The organism is Clostridium sp. AF34-10BH, assembly GCF_003478095.1.
Lineage (GTDB): Bacteria > Bacillota > Clostridia > Lachnospirales > Lachnospiraceae > Acetatifactor > Acetatifactor acetigignens.
This window is the reverse complement of record NZ_QUEC01000001.1, coordinates 146,620-164,419: the sequence shown is the minus strand read 5'-3', so window position 1 is coordinate 164,419 and position 17,800 is coordinate 146,620. Positions and strand designations below refer to the sequence as shown.

The window sequence follows — 17,800 nt, the reverse complement described above, 5'->3', positions numbered from 1 at the left end:
AAATAAGAACTCTCAGCTCATCCGTGGTCAGGCTTTCCGTATTGTAGCGGTCATAGAGAAGCTCGCTTTTCATTCTGGCCCACATGCTTTCACATCGAGCATTATCGTGGCACCTGCCACCATCACTGTTCATGCTTTGTATAATGCCATATTTAGAAAGCGCCTGACGGTAGGTTTCACTGGTATATTGTCTTCCTCTGTCGGAGTGCACAATGGCACCTCGCAGATCAGGATGCGCCAGATAGGCATTATCCAGTGTATGCTCACACAGAGTTGCCTTCATGTTTGTTTCCATTGCCAGTCCCAGAACGCTGGAATCAAAGCAGTCGAAGATGGCTGAAACATACAGTTTTCCATCTTTTGCCTTGATTTCTGTGATATCAGTTACGCATTTTTCAAGTGGCTTATCAGCCTTGAACTCTCTCTTCAGAAGATCATCTGACTTACGTGCTTCCCGATCAGCCTTGGTAATGCCATTTGGCTTGCGCTTTGGCCGATGGACAAGTCCTATTTCATCCATAACCCTGTAAACGGTTCGTTCACTGGGGATCTTGATTCCCGTCGGATTCTTAAGGAGCAGTGCTTGGTACATGCGAATACGTCCATAGGTATCATTGCATTCATCCTCAGCATGGATCACTCTCATGGCATCAGCAAGATCCTGATATTTCCAAGGGCGATCTTTAATAGCAAGATATTTGTAGAAACCCTGGCGGCTGACGCCAAGCATCCGGCAATAGAATGAGAGTTTTCCCTTAATCACGCCGTCTTTCGTTTTTATGGCAATGAACATCATTCTTTGGTTCTTGCTGACTTCCGACGGCTGGCTGCGAAAAAAGCGCTTGCTTCCTCGAGAAATTCATTTTCCTCTTTCAGACGCCGGATTTCTTTGTCCTGATCTTTAACGCGTTTGCGGAGCATGACAAGCTCCTCAGCAAGACTCATCGCGCTTTCCGGAGTATGTGCACCGTCGCCAATATCCAATGTGCCTGCTCTAACTGCTTTCAGCCATGTGTGGATGGTTCCTTCTGGGATACCTAATTCTTTGGCTGCCTTAGCACCGCCGATTTCTTTGGCAAGTTTGACAGCCTGGATCTTATATTCCTGGTCGTATTTACGTTGGGTTCGTGACATTGAGAGTTCCTCCTTATTCTCTTTTATTATACATGAATTCCTTGAGAATAAGGTGTCAACTTTATTTATACAACATCATAATTATACCGAGTCACTATTTGAATCTATTCGTCATGTAAATAAATACGGGCAAGAATTTTGGTATGCCAGAGATTTACAAATCGCTCTGGAATATACTGAGTGGAGAAACTTTTGCAAGGTTATTGAAAAGGCAAAAGAAGCCTGCCGAGGTAGTAATAACGCGGTATCTGACCATTTTGTTGACGTCAACAAAATCGTAAATGCTGGTGCCACCAGTAAGGATATCGGAGATATTCAACTTTCACGATATGCTTGTTATCTTATTGTGCAAAATGGTGATCCTCGAAAAAAGGTTATTGCACTTGGACAAACCTACTTTGCAGTAAAAACCAGACAGCAAGAACTAATTGAAAATTATGAAAATCTTTCCGAAGATCAAAAACGTATCGCCATCCGGCAGGAAATGAAAGAGCATAATAAAATGTTAGTAGCTGCTGCCAAGGATGCTGGTGTTGAAACTACCCTGGATTATGCTATATTTCAAAATTACGGATATATGGGACTATATGGTGGTTTAAAGGCTAGCGATATAAAGGAGCGTAAAGGCTTAAAGAAATCACAAGACATACTCGATTACATGGGATATGAAGAATTAGCTGCCAACCTCTTCCGTGCTACTCAGACGGAAGCAAAACTCCGCCGTGAAAATATTCAAGGCAAACAGGAAGCGAATAAAACCCACTTTGAGGTTGGTAAAAAGGTGCGTGACACCATTAAAGATCTTGGTGGCACAATGCCGGAAGATTTGCCTACACCGGAAAAAAGTATTCAGCAATTAGAGAGAGAGCAAAAGAAAAAATTGAAATAAAAAATCAGCCCAGTGCACCAACACCAGCGCTGATTACCGGGCAAACCGATAAATCACCTTGAACAAGTTTTTAATTATGAAAAATATAATGCCTGGAGACTTTTGTTTGATAAAAAGGATACTAAAGAGAATCGACGTACCTTTTTGGAATGGATGCAACATGAAAATTAAAAACCCTTGAAAAATCAAGGGTTTTTAGAGCGGGTGATGGGAATCGAACCCACGTATCCAGCTTGGAAGGCTGGTGTTCTACCATTGAACTACACCCGCATGTTTATATATGAAGCAGGGCGGCCATTTTAAGAAATGGTGTCCTGCGAAAATGCCCAGAACCGGAATCGAACCAGTGACACGAGGATTTTCAGTCCTCTGCTCTACCAACTGAGCTATCTGGGCCCGCGACTTAATCCTACTTGCAATCTTGTTTCATGACTGCTCTGCGTCACAACAATCGTAGTCTACACAAATTTCGTCCAAATGTCAAGTACCTTATCAAAAAAATTTTAAATTTTTGCAATTATTCCTCTATCTCCTACAAATGATACGGTTAAAACTCCTCTTTTTCCCCGTACCATTGCAGTAAAAGCTCCACCACCCGGTTGTAGCTGATCATGCCATCCGAAACACCATTCAATTTCAGTGAAGCATTGGTCAGGGTATCTGAAACACTGTCCACCGTCTCCGTATTCACCACAGCTTTTCCGTTGATTCTCTCCCATTGCTCTTCTGTGACAAAGATATTGTCCTCCTGCACCTGCTGTAATACCTGTAACGGATGTACCGCCTCTCTGGCCGCCGCATAGCTGTCCGGATCCGCCAGTCTAGTCTTATACAGATCGTTTGCCACATAATTCAGCACACTTAAGTAACCCGCATATTGAAAAGTACTGTCATCCGACTCTACGCAGGCCAGAAATGCAATAAAATTCGCCTCATCCTCATAGATATACCCCCGGATGTGAGCCAGCTCATGACACATGGTTGCCGGTTTTTCCATGATGTACATGACATCATTGTAATTTGCCTCCATGGAAAACGGGAAATAATAGCCACACATATACATCTGACACATGAAATCCGAGAAAAACATAGCCTTCGGCCGGGGATAATAACCATCCAGCTGGTCATACCTTTTCCCCAGGCTCTGCATCACATCGATGGCTTTATCCTCCATATCCACCGCATTACCCCGGCTGTCCACACCACCCGAGTACACCACGGCACCACTGTCATCCCGTTCCATGACCTCACTGAGCTCATTACAGTGCCGGACGATATCATTGTAGATCCGAAGCAGTTCCTCCGTTCGTTCCTGTGTTGTCTGCTCCTGCGCTTCCTCTTCACCGAAATATTTCTCCGAAAATGTAGACCCATGATAGATCATGGTACAATTCAGCGTCATAATGGCAAATACGGCAAGCAACGTCCATGCAAAAAAACCAAAATATCCCTTCACTCCCCGGCAGTACTTTTCCGAATGTCTGCACGCCGGAATCAGCAAACTGCATCCCAGCACAACCGCAGCAAGCACCACCAGAATCCCTGCCACAATCAACCATTCGCCCACGGAAAAGGGAAACAACCCTGTAATCCTTCCGTAGGTATTGACCCAGATTGGGAAAATATAATCAATATAAGCATCGCTGAGGCTTCTGCTGCTCCAGGCAACGACCTGAAGCAGTAAAAGAACTGCAACGATGCTTAAATAAATTCGAAAACTTTTCTTATGGGATTTCTTATTCTCCATAGTACTCCTTAAGTGGCTTCCTCTTTTCCCACCTTGATCCTGGTCTTCTTCCAGATGCCACAGCGGTACAAAACATACAGGATCAACGCAGAAATGCCATTACTGATCACCACGGAATACCAGACACTGCGCACGCCCATATGCAGGACGCTCTCGCAGAACCACAGTGTCAGGAAACGGAATACCCACAATCTGGTCACATCGATGGCCATGGTCACCTCCGTATGGCCGGTTCCCTGGAACAAACCGGAGGTCGTATTGTATACGCCATTGGTAAAGCACCAGAATGCCATAACACTTAAAAAGTCTGCCGCCATGCCCACAACTTCCGCATCCTTGGAAAAGATTCCGACAATTGCCGTGGAAATCATATCTCTTGATAAGATCATACCACCTATGAACAAAAATACAACCGATATCCACATGGAAAACCGATATCCCTTCTCCGCACGGTCCTGCTGCTTTGCTCCCATATTCTGCCCCACGATAGTGGCCGTTGCCGAACCAATGGCATTGGAGGGTAGCGTGATCAGTCCATTCACCTTGTTGCCAATACCGTAAGCCGCCATGGCTTCCGTCCCGTAGACAAACACGTTTTTACTCATCAGCAGAAATCCCAGCTGCATGGTACTTCCGCCGATAGCGGTAGGCAGACCGATCTTAAGGATCATTCCCAGTTTTTCCCTCTGTAATCGCATGTACGCACGGTTCAGGCAGATATCATTTTCCTGTCTGCACAGAAGTCCGAAAGCCACCATGGCCGGAATCGCTTTCGCCAATAGCGTAGCCAGTGCTGCACCGGCAGTTCCCAGATCCAGGATGATCATGAAAAACGGATCCAGGAACAGATTCAGCGTAATACCTCCCAGATTAAGGAACATGGGGCGCACCGTATCTCCCTGTGCCTGATGTACTGCGGAAAAAATGTTGACCATATATAAAAAGGGCATATCCCAGATGACCACCCGCAGATAAACTCTTGCATAATATGCAGTTCCTCCGTCAGCTCCCAGCCAGTTGATGATAGCGGGTGTTCCCAGAAAACACAGTGTGGCACAGACCACGGCAAATCCCATGGCACAGGCAAATATCTGATTTGCCATGGATCTGGCATCCTCTTTTTCCCCGGCACCGATATACTGCGCAATGAGGACTGCACCGGCCACAGTGATGCCGCTGCCGAAATTCGTAATAATATTCTGCATCGGTGTCACAAGATTGATTGCCGCCAGCTGCTCTGTTCCAATTTTTCCCAGCCAGTAAGTATCCGTCAGGTTATACATCGTCTGCAGGAAGCTGTTAATCACTACGGGAATTGCCAGAGACAGGATCGCTCTGATCAGATTTCCGTGCAATATCAGATCCGGATTATATTTTTTAGCCGTTTTCATCGCCATCACTCCTAAGTTGTTCTTATCTATGTCTTTCCAAATCTAAGTCGTATTATACGTCAATTTTTCAGTGGTTTCCACGGAGATTTTAGGGTTATATGTATTAAAACACTTTTTTATTATCTTTTTTATTTACATCATGGAAAGGCGCATCGCCAGACGGCAATGCAGATTCTTGTGCAGGCACAAATCAGTACTTGGCTCATCGTATACGCAAAAAAAACCTCCCACAGCATCTGCCTGCGGAAGGGATCTTTTTCTTAATTCTGAAGTCATGGTCAGACTTATTTGATTACAAGGCTGCTCCAACCATCGCTGGGGATCAGAGAGATATAGGTCTTACCGGTATTGATCTGGATCTCCTCACCGGTCTTCGCATCATAGTAATGTGTGATAGCATTCTCGGAAGACTTGGTCCAGGTAACTTCGATAGCCTTACCCTGAGTAATGTAGTAACCGGAGCGTCCGGAGTCGATGGCATTGTAGATCAGGTAGCCTTCACCCAGTTCTGCAAAAGTGGTATCCTGCAGAATAACGTTCTCGAAAGTGAGCTGTGCATTGCTGTCAGCATCCTTGTGTGCAGAACCATACTCATAGTAATCATAGGTTCCGGTCTCTTCGTTGTACTTCAGAGTAGAACCGTTGTGCTTGAAAGGAAGCTCAATGGTAGTAGCGCTGATAGCATCACTTCTATCATCAAAGGTAACTTCTCCGTCTGCAAATTTGAAGTGAGGTCCCTGATAGTAATCATTGTAAGTAGTGGTATACTTGGAATTTGCAAAACGCTGCTTCAGACCGTCATAGGTCTTGCCCTTCTGGCTGTTGGTATAGGTATCATAAGTAATATACTCGGTAAACTCAGTTGCCTTACCATTGTTGAAACGGGCGAAACCACCACTGAAGTTAGCGGAATAATCTTTTGCTACCCAGTCATTGATGAAGTAAGGGCCACCATCATGGCAGAGAACTGCGTTCCACTCAGCTGCCAGCATGAAGTTGGTAGGACGTGCACTACGAATACTACCCAGCTGCTCGATCTTCTCCCAGTCCTTTACGACTACCATGAAACGTGTAATTCTGTCGTTCAGAGTACTGTTCATGATCTCATATACAACATCTGCATCTGCGGTGCCGAAATGAGGCAGTGCGGTTCTCTCGTTATCTACCATTACCGCGATAGGACGCTGATCCTTCAGATCCTCATCGATCCACTCGTTGGTAAGTTCGCTGCGATAGGAGTGCTCCGGTGCAACTTCATCCGCGGAAGACTCAGTTGTGGCAGGCTGCTCTACCTCCTTGGTATCGGTAGCAATAGGCTCTGCTTCTACGGTCTGGATCGGAGAAGAGATCGGCTCACTGTTTCCACAGCCGGTCAGAACGCCTACTGCAATTAAAATTGCTGCAAGTACTTTCTTTTTCATGAATGCTTCCTTTCATCTGTTTGTTCTATCCGGTCTCTCGACCGGCACTCTAAAATACATTGTATCCCTAAAGTCCTATGTTTGTCCACCGAAAATTCTTAAGATTTTCTTGAGATTTTATTTCGCAAAAAATGACATCTGGCAGTTGTATGCTGATGTCATTTTTGCTTTCTATAATTATTACTTATTATTCTTTTACAGCCCCGATATTTACTCCCTGTACAAAATATTTCTGGCAGAATGGATAAATGATCATAAACGGCAGAATTGCTACGATGACTGCTGCATTTTTTACTGTATTTTCCGTAGCTCCTTCTACCGCAGACGGCAGATCACTTCCCATGATCAATGCCCGCAGTTTCATCTGGAAGTTATATAAATTTGAATTCGTGATATACAGCTTATAGTTCGTGTAATCATTCCAGTATCCCACGGCATACATCAGTCCGATGGAAGCCAGTGCAGCCTTCGACAACGGCAATACGATTTTATACAAAATTTTAAAATGAGAGCAACCATCAATCTCTGCGGATTCCATCAGGCTGACCGGAATTCCCTCAAAGAAATTCTTCATCAGCACCAGATTATATACATTGATTGCCGGCAGCAGGATCACTCCCCACAAGTTGTTTGTCAGATGGAAGTCCTTCATTACCAGATAAGTCGGGATCATACCTCCGTTAAATATCATGGTAAACAACAGCACATTGGCAATAAATGCCCGCCCCGGCATCTTCCACTGAATCAGCACATACGCCCCAAGTACTGAGATCAGCAATCCCATGATCGTTCCCATAACCGTTGTGTAACAGGAAATCAGGAATGGTCTGAGCATCGTCGGATTGGTAAAAATTGATTTATACCCTGCGAACCCGAACTGCTCAGGAAACAACTTCATGCCATAAGCCGTCTTCAGATCAAAAGAGTCCACCAGTACTTTATATACCGGGATGATCATCACCAGCGAAAATACTGTAAATATTACGATCAATACGATATCAAAAATTTTCACTTTCTTTTTCATCATACAATACCTCTTCCTCTCGTCTTATGGCTTACCCTGTTACATACCAGTACCAGAATACAGCTTATAATAGAGGAAAACATACCGACCGCTGTCGTATACCCATAATCCGGAATTGCACCGGAGTTAAATGTCTGCGTATAGATATAAGTCTGCAATACATCCGATACCTTGATAACGGCATCATTCTGTAATACGAAAACTGACTCAAACAAATTCATAACTTTCGCCAGATTCAATACAAGTACCGTCACGATTGTATTATTCAACGCAGGCAGGGTAATATAGATCATCTTCTGGAAACGGTTTGCCCCATCCATCGACGCTGCTTCATACAATTCCGGACTGATTCCCGCCAGCGTTGCCATGAAAATAATCGTTCCCCAGCCTGTATCTTTCCAGACATTAATTATGTAATACGAAAATCTCCACCATTTCTGGTCTCCGAGGAAATATATATTATCCGTGATCAAGTGTAATTTCATCAGGACATCATTGACCAATCCCGCAGATGTCGGAGACAGGATCATGGAAAATATGGATGCTGCCACTACCCAGGACATAAAATGCGGAATGTATACAATTGTCTGAAATACCTTTTTCAACTTTAAAAAAATCAATTCATTCAATAATACCGAAATAATAACTGCCGCACCGGTATTCAAAATCAGCTTTGTAATACTCAGCACCAGCGTATTGCTGAACGCCTTCCAAAACCCCGGCATACTGAACATTTTTACAAAATGCTTCATTCCTACAAAGATCGGATCATTGATTCCTTTATATGTAAAAAAGGCATAACGGATACCAAACATAGGAAGATAATAAAATATCAATGCTGCCACCAATACCGGTGTCGCCATCAGATAGACTCCCCGATATGCACGGGCGTGCTTGAACGCGGTTCCCCCAGGTGTCCTCTTAGGCAAAGTTTTTCCTTTCTCTTTCACAACGTTTACCCTCCGTTCCGGCTACTCTATATCAGCTATTCAAAAATCCCATATATTCGTTGTACTTTGTCTCTTCTGTTTTATTCATATGTATGGTCAGTCCATCCTCTGAGAAATAGAGACGGATGCGGATGGATGCAACACTTTCTCCGATCAGCCAGCAGAAGATAAACAGCGTATTTTGATCCATCCAGGCTCCGGATGAAGCACATTTCTCCTTGTATATAGGGAACTCTCCCTCTTCCAGATGTCCGATTCCAAAGGGAAGCTGACATTCTCTTCCTTCTATTTCATACGAGAGTACTCCTTTTTGATCCGCATCGGAAAAAGTCACACCACACCATGTAAATCCATACTTATTTCGGAGCAGCGGATATTTTTTCCCGAAATCTGCACAAGGTTTTCCTTCAAATACCGTACGCAGCACAGGCAACGTTGTTTTCTCCACATCGTTTTCCGGGAAACAATCCTTCAGCAGCACTTCTCTCACTGCGGCAAGTATCATCTGCTCGGCTCCGCCCATACCCTGTGTATCTGCTGTCGTTACAACGACGAGATCCATTTCCGGAACTGCCAGCATTATCTGACCGCCCAGCCCCAGCATTGCAAAAGTCCCCTCCATCGGGATCCAGAACTGATATCCATACCAGCGATCATCGCCATCAAGCTGTGTTGCCGTTCTCGGTTCTGTCGCTCTCGCTGCATAGGATCCCTTTTCCTGCTTTAACAGCATACAGCCGGTACGCAGCAGATCCTCGGGAGTAGCCATCAGGCCACTCCCTCCCATAGAGGTTCCAAAGGGATCCTCTATGATATAAGACTCCTCGCTGAAGCCATTCTGGCGCAGCAACTTTTCTTTCAGGTAATCCAGCATCTTTTCACCGGTCAGTTTTTCTACCAGCGCACAGAGCACATGGGAGGATGAGGTATCATACATAAAGAGAGTTCCGGGTCTGTGGGTGGGTTCTGTCTGGAAAAAGCTCCTCACCCAGTTTTCCGTTGTGCTGGTCTTGTTATAAGTTGTCATATTGTAACATGTCTGCATTTTCAACATATTTTCTATCGTCATCTCTGCCAGCCAAGGATGCACTCTCCCGGGCAGATATTCCGGGAAATAATCACAGATAGGATCCTGCAGGGAAATTTTCCCTTCCTGCTCCAGCAATCCGATTGCCAGTGAAGTAAAACTTTTAGTCACAGAAAACATTCTCTGCAACTTATTACGGCAATAGGGTGCATAATATTTTTCAAACAATAGGTTCCCATGTTGTGCGATCAGCACACTGTGTAAAGGAATTTTTCTTTTTTCCACTTCTTTTACAAATTCCTGCATATTCTGTTCCGTCAGTTCTCTCATTTTAGCTGCCATACCATAACCTCCCATGCTGTCGCCTTTTTATTTATTATTCAGGGAATCTACGATTGCCTGAGACCATTCGGCTCCGCCTTCCTGTTCAAACCGCTTGTATCCCTCTTCCACAGAAACACCCTGTACCACGCAGTCCGCAATAATAGAGTTCTTCAGGCTGGTCAGATCGCCGTTATACTGGCTCATCATATCTGTTGTTACCGGCAAAGGTGCCGTCTTGTTATTGGCATTAAAGATTTCCATCGATTCCTCTGTATATTTCTTTACGGGAACCAGTCTCTCGGTCAACGGACAGATATTGGTATCTCCCATAATGATGGTCGTATACTGTACTCCGGGCTGGGAACGCATCTCCATCATATGGAACTCTCCATCCTGATACGTATTGCCACATACTGTTTCTGCCTGTCTGGACCAATGAACGCCTTCTACTCCATAGATCCACAATGTTTCCATGTCTCCATCATCAAAAATGCTTTCCAGAAAATATTTGAATACGCCTTCCGGATTCTTACAGGAAGAAGTAATCGCATACACCGGTGCACATCTCTGCCAGTATTTTCCAACCTCTGCGATAGGCGGCATAAATACCAGTTCGCTGTCCTGTCCATTCGCAGCCAGTCCATCCGACAGCTGATCAGACCATCCGCCTGCCCAGTAAGTAAATGCTCCGAACTCCCCTTCCATGAATTTGGTACGGCAGTTGCTGGTCGCATTCGTCAGAGATTCCTTATCGATATAACCCTTGTTGTAAGCATCCTGTAATCTCTTGATCGCTTCCTTCATGGAATCCTCGGTAAATCCATCTCTCCATACGCCATCCTCTCCCTGATAGAAAGAAGGATATGCATCCTGATAGAATTCCGGCAGATAATTGGTATAAGGAGCTTCATTTCCTACAAATCCGGCTGCGGATACACCAATGGTATTTCCATTGATACCGTCTCCATCCGGATCACCGTTGCTGAAAGCATCCAACATTTCCAGATACTCTTCATACGTCGTCGGAATGTCCAGTCCACAGTTATCCAGCCACTGTTTTCTGAGGAAAGTCATACATCCGCCACCTCCGCCAAGTGCCAGTCCGTACAGATGTCCATCCAACATATTGCCTTCTACGACACTCACATCCGTGTTGGGATTCTTCTTCAGCTCTGAATTGTTCCAGGCATCCGTCATATCCCAGAGAGCTCCCTCTCCCGCATATCCGGAATAATAGGAAGATCCAAGGATAACGACATCTGGCCAGTTCTCCGGTCCGCTGGCAAAGGTCTGTCCCAACACATCATAGTAGGCATTGTGATCCGGTTGGATGACTTCCAGTTCGATTCCTGTCAGTTCTTCCCATTTATTGACCCATTCTTCCTGACCGTCTGCCAATGTCGCCTGGAAAGTTCCGTCTACCATAATCGTAATCTTTTCCGGTTTCTCTACATCATCTGCAACATCTGCAACATCCCCGGCAGTATTTCCTGCCTGTGCATCGCTATCTGTCTTTCCTGTATCATTTCCCGTATTTTCCGCAGAGCTCCCACACCCTGTAAATATCATGGAACATACGGTAACCGCAACCAGTGCGACTGATAATAACTTTTTCTTTACCATAAATAACCTCCGTCCATATTCTGTTATCTTCTCTGTTGTTTCTTGTTTCTTATTTTGTTTTGTTTCTTTGCTGCTTGATTTGTTGATTATTGTCACTTCGGCGCCGGAAGTATCAATGTGCTTTCATTATATCTGTCATTTTGCACAATTTAAAGTCACATATTTCAAGATTTAGTGTATATATTTTTTGTTATTAGAGGCTCATTTTTTATGTCAATGATACACATTTTATTTTATTACATTCCATTTCATTGCCTTTTTCACCTATTATGATACTATAATAATATCTCTCAGGAGGGTTTTTGTTATGAATTCCAGAAAAAATAAATACTTCATAAAATTGATAACATCCTACAGTCTGCTCTTGGTCATTGTGCTCATTCTGGGAATTGTTTTCCATTTTATTCTTTCGCATAATGCAAAGCAGGAACTATTGAATGAAAATATGCTTTCTCTTAAAAATGTATCCGAGCAATACAGCAACTGCTATGCGAATATTTATCTGATTTCCAAGCGAATGGCAAATAATTCCAGCCTTTCCCGCCTGGCGGAAGCCGATCAGGGGGAACGAGCGTTTTATTATAATGCCTATATTACCAAACAGGCTCTGGTAGATATGTATTCTGACTATTCACTCCAGCCAATTCAGACCTATTATATCCATCTGCGTCATACAGACTACATAATCAGCTATAATGATTTTGAGAATCTCTATTCCTTTTATAAAAACAATCAAATGCTGGATCCCTCAAAATATGAGGAATGGAAGGAGACTCTGGAATCCTCAGACAATTATAACCATTTTCTTTCTCTTGACCATTTTGCGACCGAATATACACCACACAGAAAAAACTATTGTTATGCTGTCTCTCTGCAGAATTATACCTTCAAAAATATCAATGCTGACATCATTTTTGAGCTGAATGCTGATTATATGCAGCAAATGGTGGATTCTGTCGATCTGATGAAGAATGGCTGTCTCATCATCCAGGATAGCAGCAGTGACACTATGCTTACTTTCAGTAACAATGAAGCGCTGTTAAAAAAAATAGATGTTTCTCTGCTTTCCTCGTTAGATTATTCCGAACGGGGATATTCCAGCACAGTATTTCAGGGTGCTCCCGTCACAGTACTCTATACCTCCGCACAGACACCGAATCTGAACTATTATCTGATTGTTCCCACGTCCTACCTGAAAGCACCGGGAAACGGACTGCAGTTACTGTCTCTATTCGTTATCTTTCTCGGTGTCGTAGGAAGCTTTTTGATTATTGTTCTGTTGTCCAAGGCCAATTATAAACCCTATGAAGCAATGGAATATCGCCTGCGGGAAGTGAATTTCAACCACGAAGAGCTCATGCGGTTAAATGAGTCCCAAAAGATCACCCTCCGCAATTATTATTTTGATCAATTGATTCATGGTACGATTCTGAGTGAGGAAGAAGCTGCGTATGCCCAAAATTATCTTTCCATTTCCGCTAATGCCAATTCCTTTGCTATCTTATACTGTAATGTCTACCTGGATACTTTGGAGCTAAATAATGACCCTCAGGGAATGATCAACATCCTCTCCCCTGATTATGCGGATGTTATTTCCGATATCCTTTCCAGTTATTTTATACATTCCTATATCATGCAGGGTTCCCGAAATAGTGTTTATACTATTTTATTATATGACAGGGAAGAACTGGACAAGGTCGAAGATTTATTTTCACATGTTCATACTACACTATTGCAAGAATACAATATCTGGATTTATGGTGGATTAGGCTGTACAACCGACACCATCTCCTCCGTCTGGAAATCGTATCGCCAATCCAAAGAGGCTGTAAAACGTATCTCCAGCCCAGTGTACCTGTGTCTGTATCGTGAGATTTTGGAATTTCAGGATTCCTTCTTTTATCCTAATGAGGTTGCGGATCAGCTATATAATTTTGTAAAATCCGGTAACTTCAAACAGACAAAAACAATTTTTAATTTTATAAAGGACGAAAATTTTAAGAAACGAAAACTTAATTCCAGACAAGTGAAATGGCTTTTAGAAAATATAGAAATTACGTTATTGAAAGTAATCAGGGATAACGACATTTCCTATGATGACTCAAGCTTAGCCGGTCTGTCCGAAGATTCTACCCTGAAAAATTACGAGCAGATTGCTCTGGAATTATGTGAAAAAAACAAGCAACCGGAAAACGACAACCAGCTGATTGTGCGCATTCAGGCTTATATTGATGAGAATTATGGGGATCCATCCTTATGTTTAAGCAGAATATCGGACCTGTTCCACATCTCCGAGAGTTACTTTTCCTTCCTTTTCAAAAAAACAGTAGGGGTAAACTTCTCTACGTATCTGGAACAGGTCCGCATGACGCAGGCAAAACATCTGCTGGAAACAACGAATATTAAAATAACAGATTTATACGTGGCGGTCGGTTACAACAATCTGACCAGCTTCCGCCGTGCATTTAAGAAAAAATACGGTGTAGCACCCAATGCCCTTCGAGAATAACTACTTATTCTTTTTCGGTTGCTTTCTCGCGCAGCACTTCCTCAAACTGTTCGATGGGTACCGGTTTGGAATAGTAATATCCCTGCTGCCAGGTAGATCCAAATTTCTCGATATAGTCGCTGACTTCCTTATCCTCAATACCCTCAATACAGGTTTCGGTGTTTGTCCTCCTGGCATAATCCACGATAGACTGCACCATGGCCTGATTCTGAGGTTTTTGCTTAATATCACGGATGAAGCTCATATCTACCTTCAGTTCGTCAAAAGGAAGCTCCAGCGCCAGACTTAAGGAACTGTTGCCTGTTCCGAAGTCATCCAGTGCGATCTTGATCCCCTGGGAATGGAAAAATTCTACCTCTCCGCGCAGGAAATGAATATCCAGATCTCTGCATCGTTCTGTCAATTCGAGGCAAAGCTCCTCCGGCTTCGCACCGGTCTCTTTTAAAATATTCATAACAGCACTGCGGAACTCTCTGCGCTCCAGCTGTGCCGCCGCCACATTGACATTGACGAAAAAGCCTTCCGTCTCCTCGCGCAGCTTCTGTACATCCGTAAGTGCTGTCCGAAGGATCCAGTTCCCCAGATCAAAAATACAGGGATCCTGTTCCAGCCACTCCATGAACACACCGGGGGACACCATCCCGTAAGGCTCCAGTTCCCATCGGAGCAGCGCTTCCATTCCCCGGATCTTGCCGGTCTTCGTATCGGCAATCGGCTGATAGAACATCCGGAAGCCTTCAAAGTTATGCGTAGCACACTGATGGATCACACCGATCAGTTCAAACTGGTTCTCGTCACTGCCACAGACCTCATCATTAAAAATCACCAGCTCTCCGTGATGCTCAAGCCGGGAATGGTTCAACGCATAAGTCAGACGGCTGCGGACCGCGTTCGTCTCCTTCATATAAGGTTCCATAAATATTGCGCCGGCAGATACCTTCAGAGGGATCTTTTTCCCCTCTACCTCTGTATTTTCAAAAGCTTCTACGATCTCATCGTATATCTGCTGTAGTTCCTCTTTGGATACATTTTTAAAGCTGATCACAAATTTCGCACCGGAGAGCCGGTATACATATCCTTTTCCCCTTAACAGGCGCAACAGCTCCTGTGCCGCACAGTTCAGAATCTTATCCGAAAAAGCGGCACCGTACATAACATTGATATGACTAAACTGATCCAGTCCGATCTTCAGCAGAGTCCCCTGTCCGCTTTCCTCCAGGAATTCCCTGATTTCCCGATCCAGCGCCGGTTCCGTATGCAATCCGGTAGTCGCATCCACCTCGTCGGAAATACCGTAGTTGTTATATCGTATTACGATCACAAAAGGCTTTCCATCCTTATCATTCAGCATTTTCGCCCTGGCACTGATCCGGTTGTAGGTGCTTCCGTCACGCACCCGGTATTCCCAGGGCTCGTCCATATTTTTCCCGGCAACTCTCTCCTGGAATCCCCTCCGGAAATCCTCCAGATCATCCGGATGAATCGATCTTTTTGATTTTTCTTGTCCGCGGATGGTATAGTTCTCCTGCATACCAAAATATTCCATCGTCTTCTCGGACCACCATGTCACGCCGTTCCGCAGATTGGTTATGGATATGTAGGACTTTTTCGCCAGAGAAGTAATGGCTTTTACAATATCCGGGAACAGGATATCCATTTCCTCCCAGAATTTCTGTTCATCATATGTATTGATACTCATGTCTCCTCCCGACACTTTCTTCTGTATGCCCACAGTCTCTGAATGCACCCTAGCATCAAATAAATTATAACATACCAAAATGATGTTTACGATAGGATAATTAATATAAATTTTTTATGAAATAAAATATCTTATGATTGACTTCGAAAACTATCTGTAATACTATGCAATATAGCAATTATTTCAAATTTGAAATATTCACTTTTGTAATTTCAGTAATTACACTTTGTATAATACTAAGTAAGGAGGCCTTCGGATGAATACTGATATCGAATTCGTACAAAAATTCAATCTGGCTTACAACGCCATGTGCAAACCTCTGTGCCAGCAGTTAAAGCTGCCACAGACAGCTTTTGATATTCTCATGTTCTTCGGCAATAATCCGGAATACCACACTGCCAGTGATGTCGTGGAGATCCGCCGGATCAAGGCGAATCTGGTGTCCGTCAATGTGGACAAGCTGGTGTGCGAGGGGTACCTGGAACGCAGAGAGGCTCCGGATGACCGTCGGAAGACTCTGCTGTTCTGCACGGAGAAAGCACAGGATGTCATCGAAAAAGGCCGCATGATACAGAGCATTTTCAAAGATACTCTGCTAGATGGCACCGATGAGACAAGCAAAGAGATCTTTTACCACATGCTTCATGTCATGGAGAGAAATATGGACAATATCCTGAAAGGAGATAAATAAATGCAGATTTTAATCACGATTCTTGTCACTTTTTTCGCCGGCATGGGAGCCGGCCTGGGCACCGGATTTGCCGGAATGAGCGCTGCTGCCGTCATCAGTCCCATGCTGATCACTTTCCTCGGCATGGATCCGTATCTGGCCGTCGGCATTGCGCTGTCCTCGGACGTTCTGGCCAGTGCCGTATCCGCTTATACCTATGCGAAAAATAAAAATATTGATGTCAAAAACGGCCTGATCATGATGGGAAGTGTGCTGGTATTCACCGTCGTAGGCAGCTACGTATCCAGCCTGGTGCCTTCCGCTACCATGGGGAATTTCTCCGTGTTCATGACTTTCCTGTTAGGTATCAAATTCATCGTCCGGCCCGTAATGACCACCAAAGAAGCCATGCAGGGCGTCTCCGCGAAAAAAAGAGCCATTCAGTCTCTGGTATGCGGTATGCTGATCGGCTTTATCTGCGGTTTCGTCGGTGCCGGCGGCGGCATGATGATGCTGTTGATCCTGACTTCTGTTCTGGGCTATGAGCTGAAAACTGCTGTGGGAACCAGCGTCTTTATTATGGCTTTTACCGCTCTGACCGGTGCAGTTTCCCATTTTGCCATTGGGGGCATGCCCGACTGGACCGTATGGATCCTGTGCGTCATCTTTACCCTGATCTGGGCCCGGATTGCCGCACTGTTCGCCAACAAGGCCACACCCAAGACTCTGAACCGTGTCACCGGTGTGATCCTGGTGGTGCTGGGCATTGCAGTTATGTGTTTTCACCTGTTAGCCTAGCTGATTTCCTATACCGTGTGTATTTTCCGGCGGAGTGATCGTTGCATTGCTCCGCTGATTTTCTATGATCTTGCGGATTTCCGACAGATCCCTGGCAAAATAAATGCCTTCCTGTCTCTCCGGGGAGGACAATCCCATCTCCGTCATATGTGATAACAGTGCTTTCAGGCTGTCATAATAGCCGTTAAGGTTATAGAGAATGCAAGGTGCCTCCAGGTGCTTTAATGACACTTTGGACATCACTTCAGCGATCTCTTCCAGTGTTCCGGTTCCGCCGGGAAAAGCAATAAATACATCTCCCAGTTCGATCATTTTCGTCTTGCGTTCTGTCATGTCCTTTGTGACGATCAGCTCCGTAATGGCATCATACTGGTATTCCATATCAATGAAAAACTGCGGTTCCACGCCGGTCACCTCGCCGCCTGCCTGTAATACGCTCTCCGCGATCTCTCCCATAAGACCGGATTTGGATCCACCGTACACCAGGCGGTTACCGCTTTCACCGATCCAGGTTCCCAGCTCACGCACCGCTTTTCTAAGAGAAGGATCATTTCCTTCATTTGCTCCCAGATATACTGTAATGTTCATCGTATT

General features: G+C 44.5%; 15 protein-coding genes and 2 tRNA genes. 4 read left to right on the top strand and 13 right to left on the bottom strand.

What is annotated here, in order from left to right:
* Window positions 1-796 (bottom strand): IS3 family transposase (locus DWZ61_RS00750; RefSeq protein WP_227734092.1); only part of this gene is annotated, 796 nt, incomplete at its 3' end.
* On the bottom strand, window positions 793-1,134 hold the full coding sequence (locus DWZ61_RS00745; RefSeq protein ID WP_118537246.1) for a transposase: 342 nt from the start codon (window positions 1,132-1,134) through the stop codon (window positions 793-795). The genes DWZ61_RS00750 and DWZ61_RS00745, both read right to left, overlap by 4 nt.
* A 52-nt stretch (window positions 1,135-1,186) precedes the next feature.
* Here DWZ61_RS00745 and dinD point away from each other — a divergent pair, with 52 nt between their 5' ends.
* Window positions 1,187-2,023: a DNA damage-inducible protein D gene (dinD, locus tag DWZ61_RS00740; protein WP_227064035.1), complete on the top strand. Its 837-nt coding sequence runs from the start codon at window positions 1,187-1,189 to the stop codon at window positions 2,021-2,023.
* Between the two features lie 199 nt (window positions 2,024-2,222).
* Here the strand turns inward: dinD and DWZ61_RS00735 are convergent.
* From DWZ61_RS00735 to DWZ61_RS00695, 9 genes are all read right to left on the bottom strand, one after another.
* Window positions 2,223-2,293: transfer RNA gene (locus DWZ61_RS00735), tRNA-Gly, on the bottom strand.
* Window positions 2,294-2,346: 53 nt separating this feature from the next.
* Window positions 2,347-2,419, bottom strand: a tRNA-Phe gene (locus tag DWZ61_RS00730).
* Between the two features lie 151 nt (window positions 2,420-2,570).
* Window positions 2,571-3,770: a DUF3810 domain-containing protein gene (locus tag DWZ61_RS00725; RefSeq protein ID WP_118537150.1), complete on the bottom strand. Its 1,200-nt coding sequence runs from the start codon at window positions 3,768-3,770 to the stop codon at window positions 2,571-2,573.
* Window positions 3,771-3,778: 8 nt separating this feature from the next.
* Complete coding sequence (locus DWZ61_RS00720; RefSeq protein ID WP_118537149.1) at window positions 3,779-5,161, bottom strand: MATE family efflux transporter; 1,383 nt, start codon at window positions 5,159-5,161, stop codon at window positions 3,779-3,781.
* Between the two features lie 284 nt (window positions 5,162-5,445).
* Window positions 5,446-6,582: a DUF3048 domain-containing protein gene (locus DWZ61_RS00715; protein ID WP_118537148.1), complete on the bottom strand. Its 1,137-nt coding sequence runs from the start codon at window positions 6,580-6,582 to the stop codon at window positions 5,446-5,448.
* Window positions 6,583-6,769: 187 nt separating this feature from the next.
* Window positions 6,770-7,609 carry a carbohydrate ABC transporter permease gene (locus DWZ61_RS00710; RefSeq protein WP_118537147.1) on the bottom strand — a complete coding sequence of 280 codons (840 nt, stop codon included), beginning with the start codon at window positions 7,607-7,609 and terminating at the stop codon, window positions 6,770-6,772.
* Entirely contained in the window at window positions 7,606-8,556 is a 951-nt protein-coding gene (locus DWZ61_RS00705) for an ABC transporter permease subunit (RefSeq protein ID WP_243026324.1), read from the bottom strand. Before DWZ61_RS00705 ends, DWZ61_RS00710 begins: the two co-directional genes overlap by 4 nt.
* A 31-nt stretch (window positions 8,557-8,587) precedes the next feature.
* Entirely contained in the window at window positions 8,588-9,925 is a 1,338-nt protein-coding gene (locus DWZ61_RS00700) for a serine hydrolase domain-containing protein (RefSeq protein WP_022312531.1), read from the bottom strand.
* A 27-nt stretch (window positions 9,926-9,952) separates the two neighbouring features.
* The gene (locus DWZ61_RS00695; RefSeq protein ID WP_022312530.1) at window positions 9,953-11,530 is read right to left on the bottom strand and encodes an extracellular solute-binding protein; all 1,578 of its coding nucleotides are present in this window, start codon (window positions 11,528-11,530) and stop codon (window positions 9,953-9,955) included.
* A 307-nt stretch (window positions 11,531-11,837) separates the two neighbouring features.
* On the opposite strand from DWZ61_RS00695, the gene DWZ61_RS00690 reads away from it, so the two are divergent.
* Window positions 11,838-14,039: a helix-turn-helix domain-containing protein gene (locus DWZ61_RS00690; protein WP_118537145.1), complete on the top strand. Its 2,202-nt coding sequence runs from the start codon at window positions 11,838-11,840 to the stop codon at window positions 14,037-14,039.
* 4 nt (window positions 14,040-14,043) lie between these two features.
* On the opposite strand, the gene DWZ61_RS00685 is transcribed toward DWZ61_RS00690, so the two are convergent.
* A complete protein-coding gene (locus DWZ61_RS00685; RefSeq protein ID WP_022312528.1) occupies window positions 14,044-15,738 on the bottom strand; it encodes an EAL domain-containing protein in 1,695 nt (564 codons plus the stop codon).
* 256 nt (window positions 15,739-15,994) lie between these two features.
* On the opposite strand from DWZ61_RS00685, the gene DWZ61_RS00680 reads away from it, so the two are divergent.
* Window positions 15,995-16,429 carry a MarR family winged helix-turn-helix transcriptional regulator gene (locus tag DWZ61_RS00680; protein ID WP_022312542.1) on the top strand — a complete coding sequence of 145 codons (435 nt, stop codon included), beginning with the start codon at window positions 15,995-15,997 and terminating at the stop codon, window positions 16,427-16,429.
* Window positions 16,430-17,206, top strand: coding sequence for a sulfite exporter TauE/SafE family protein (locus DWZ61_RS00675; RefSeq protein ID WP_118537144.1), 777 nt, complete (start codon window positions 16,430-16,432; stop codon window positions 17,204-17,206). It abuts the gene before it with no gap.
* Here DWZ61_RS00675 and DWZ61_RS00670 read toward each other — a convergent pair.
* Complete coding sequence (locus tag DWZ61_RS00670) at window positions 17,198-17,794, bottom strand: TIGR00730 family Rossman fold protein (protein WP_118537143.1); 597 nt, start codon at window positions 17,792-17,794, stop codon at window positions 17,198-17,200. The two genes, DWZ61_RS00675 and DWZ61_RS00670, sit on opposite strands and share 9 nt — an antisense overlap.
* Between the last annotated feature and the right edge of the window lie 6 nt (window positions 17,795-17,800).

Coding starts and splice junctions, on each gene's coding strand:
- DWZ61_RS00745 (WP_118537246.1), bottom strand. CDS start 1,134: ATGTCACGAACCCAACGTAAATACGACCAGGAATATAAGATCCAGGCT.
- DWZ61_RS00725 (WP_118537150.1), bottom strand. CDS start 3,770: ATGGAGAATAAGAAATCCCATAAGAAAAGTTTTCGAATTTATTTAAGC.
- DWZ61_RS00720 (WP_118537149.1), bottom strand. CDS start 5,161: ATGAAAACGGCTAAAAAATATAATCCGGATCTGATATTGCACGGAAAT.
- DWZ61_RS00715 (WP_118537148.1), bottom strand. CDS start 6,582: ATGAAAAAGAAAGTACTTGCAGCAATTTTAATTGCAGTAGGCGTTCTG.
- DWZ61_RS00710 (WP_118537147.1), bottom strand. CDS start 7,609: ATGATGAAAAAGAAAGTGAAAATTTTTGATATCGTATTGATCGTAATA.
- DWZ61_RS00700 (WP_022312531.1), bottom strand. CDS start 9,925: ATGGCAGCTAAAATGAGAGAACTGACGGAACAGAATATGCAGGAATTT.
- DWZ61_RS00695 (WP_022312530.1), bottom strand. CDS start 11,530: ATGGTAAAGAAAAAGTTATTATCAGTCGCACTGGTTGCGGTTACCGTA.
- DWZ61_RS00690 (WP_118537145.1), top strand. CDS start 11,838: ATGAATTCCAGAAAAAATAAATACTTCATAAAATTGATAACATCCTAC.
- DWZ61_RS00685 (WP_022312528.1), bottom strand. CDS start 15,738: ATGAGTATCAATACATATGATGAACAGAAATTCTGGGAGGAAATGGAT.
- DWZ61_RS00680 (WP_022312542.1), top strand. CDS start 15,995: ATGAATACTGATATCGAATTCGTACAAAAATTCAATCTGGCTTACAAC.
- DWZ61_RS00675 (WP_118537144.1), top strand. CDS start 16,430: ATGCAGATTTTAATCACGATTCTTGTCACTTTTTTCGCCGGCATGGGA.
- DWZ61_RS00670 (WP_118537143.1), bottom strand. CDS start 17,794: ATGAACATTACAGTATATCTGGGAGCAAATGAAGGAAATGATCCTTCT.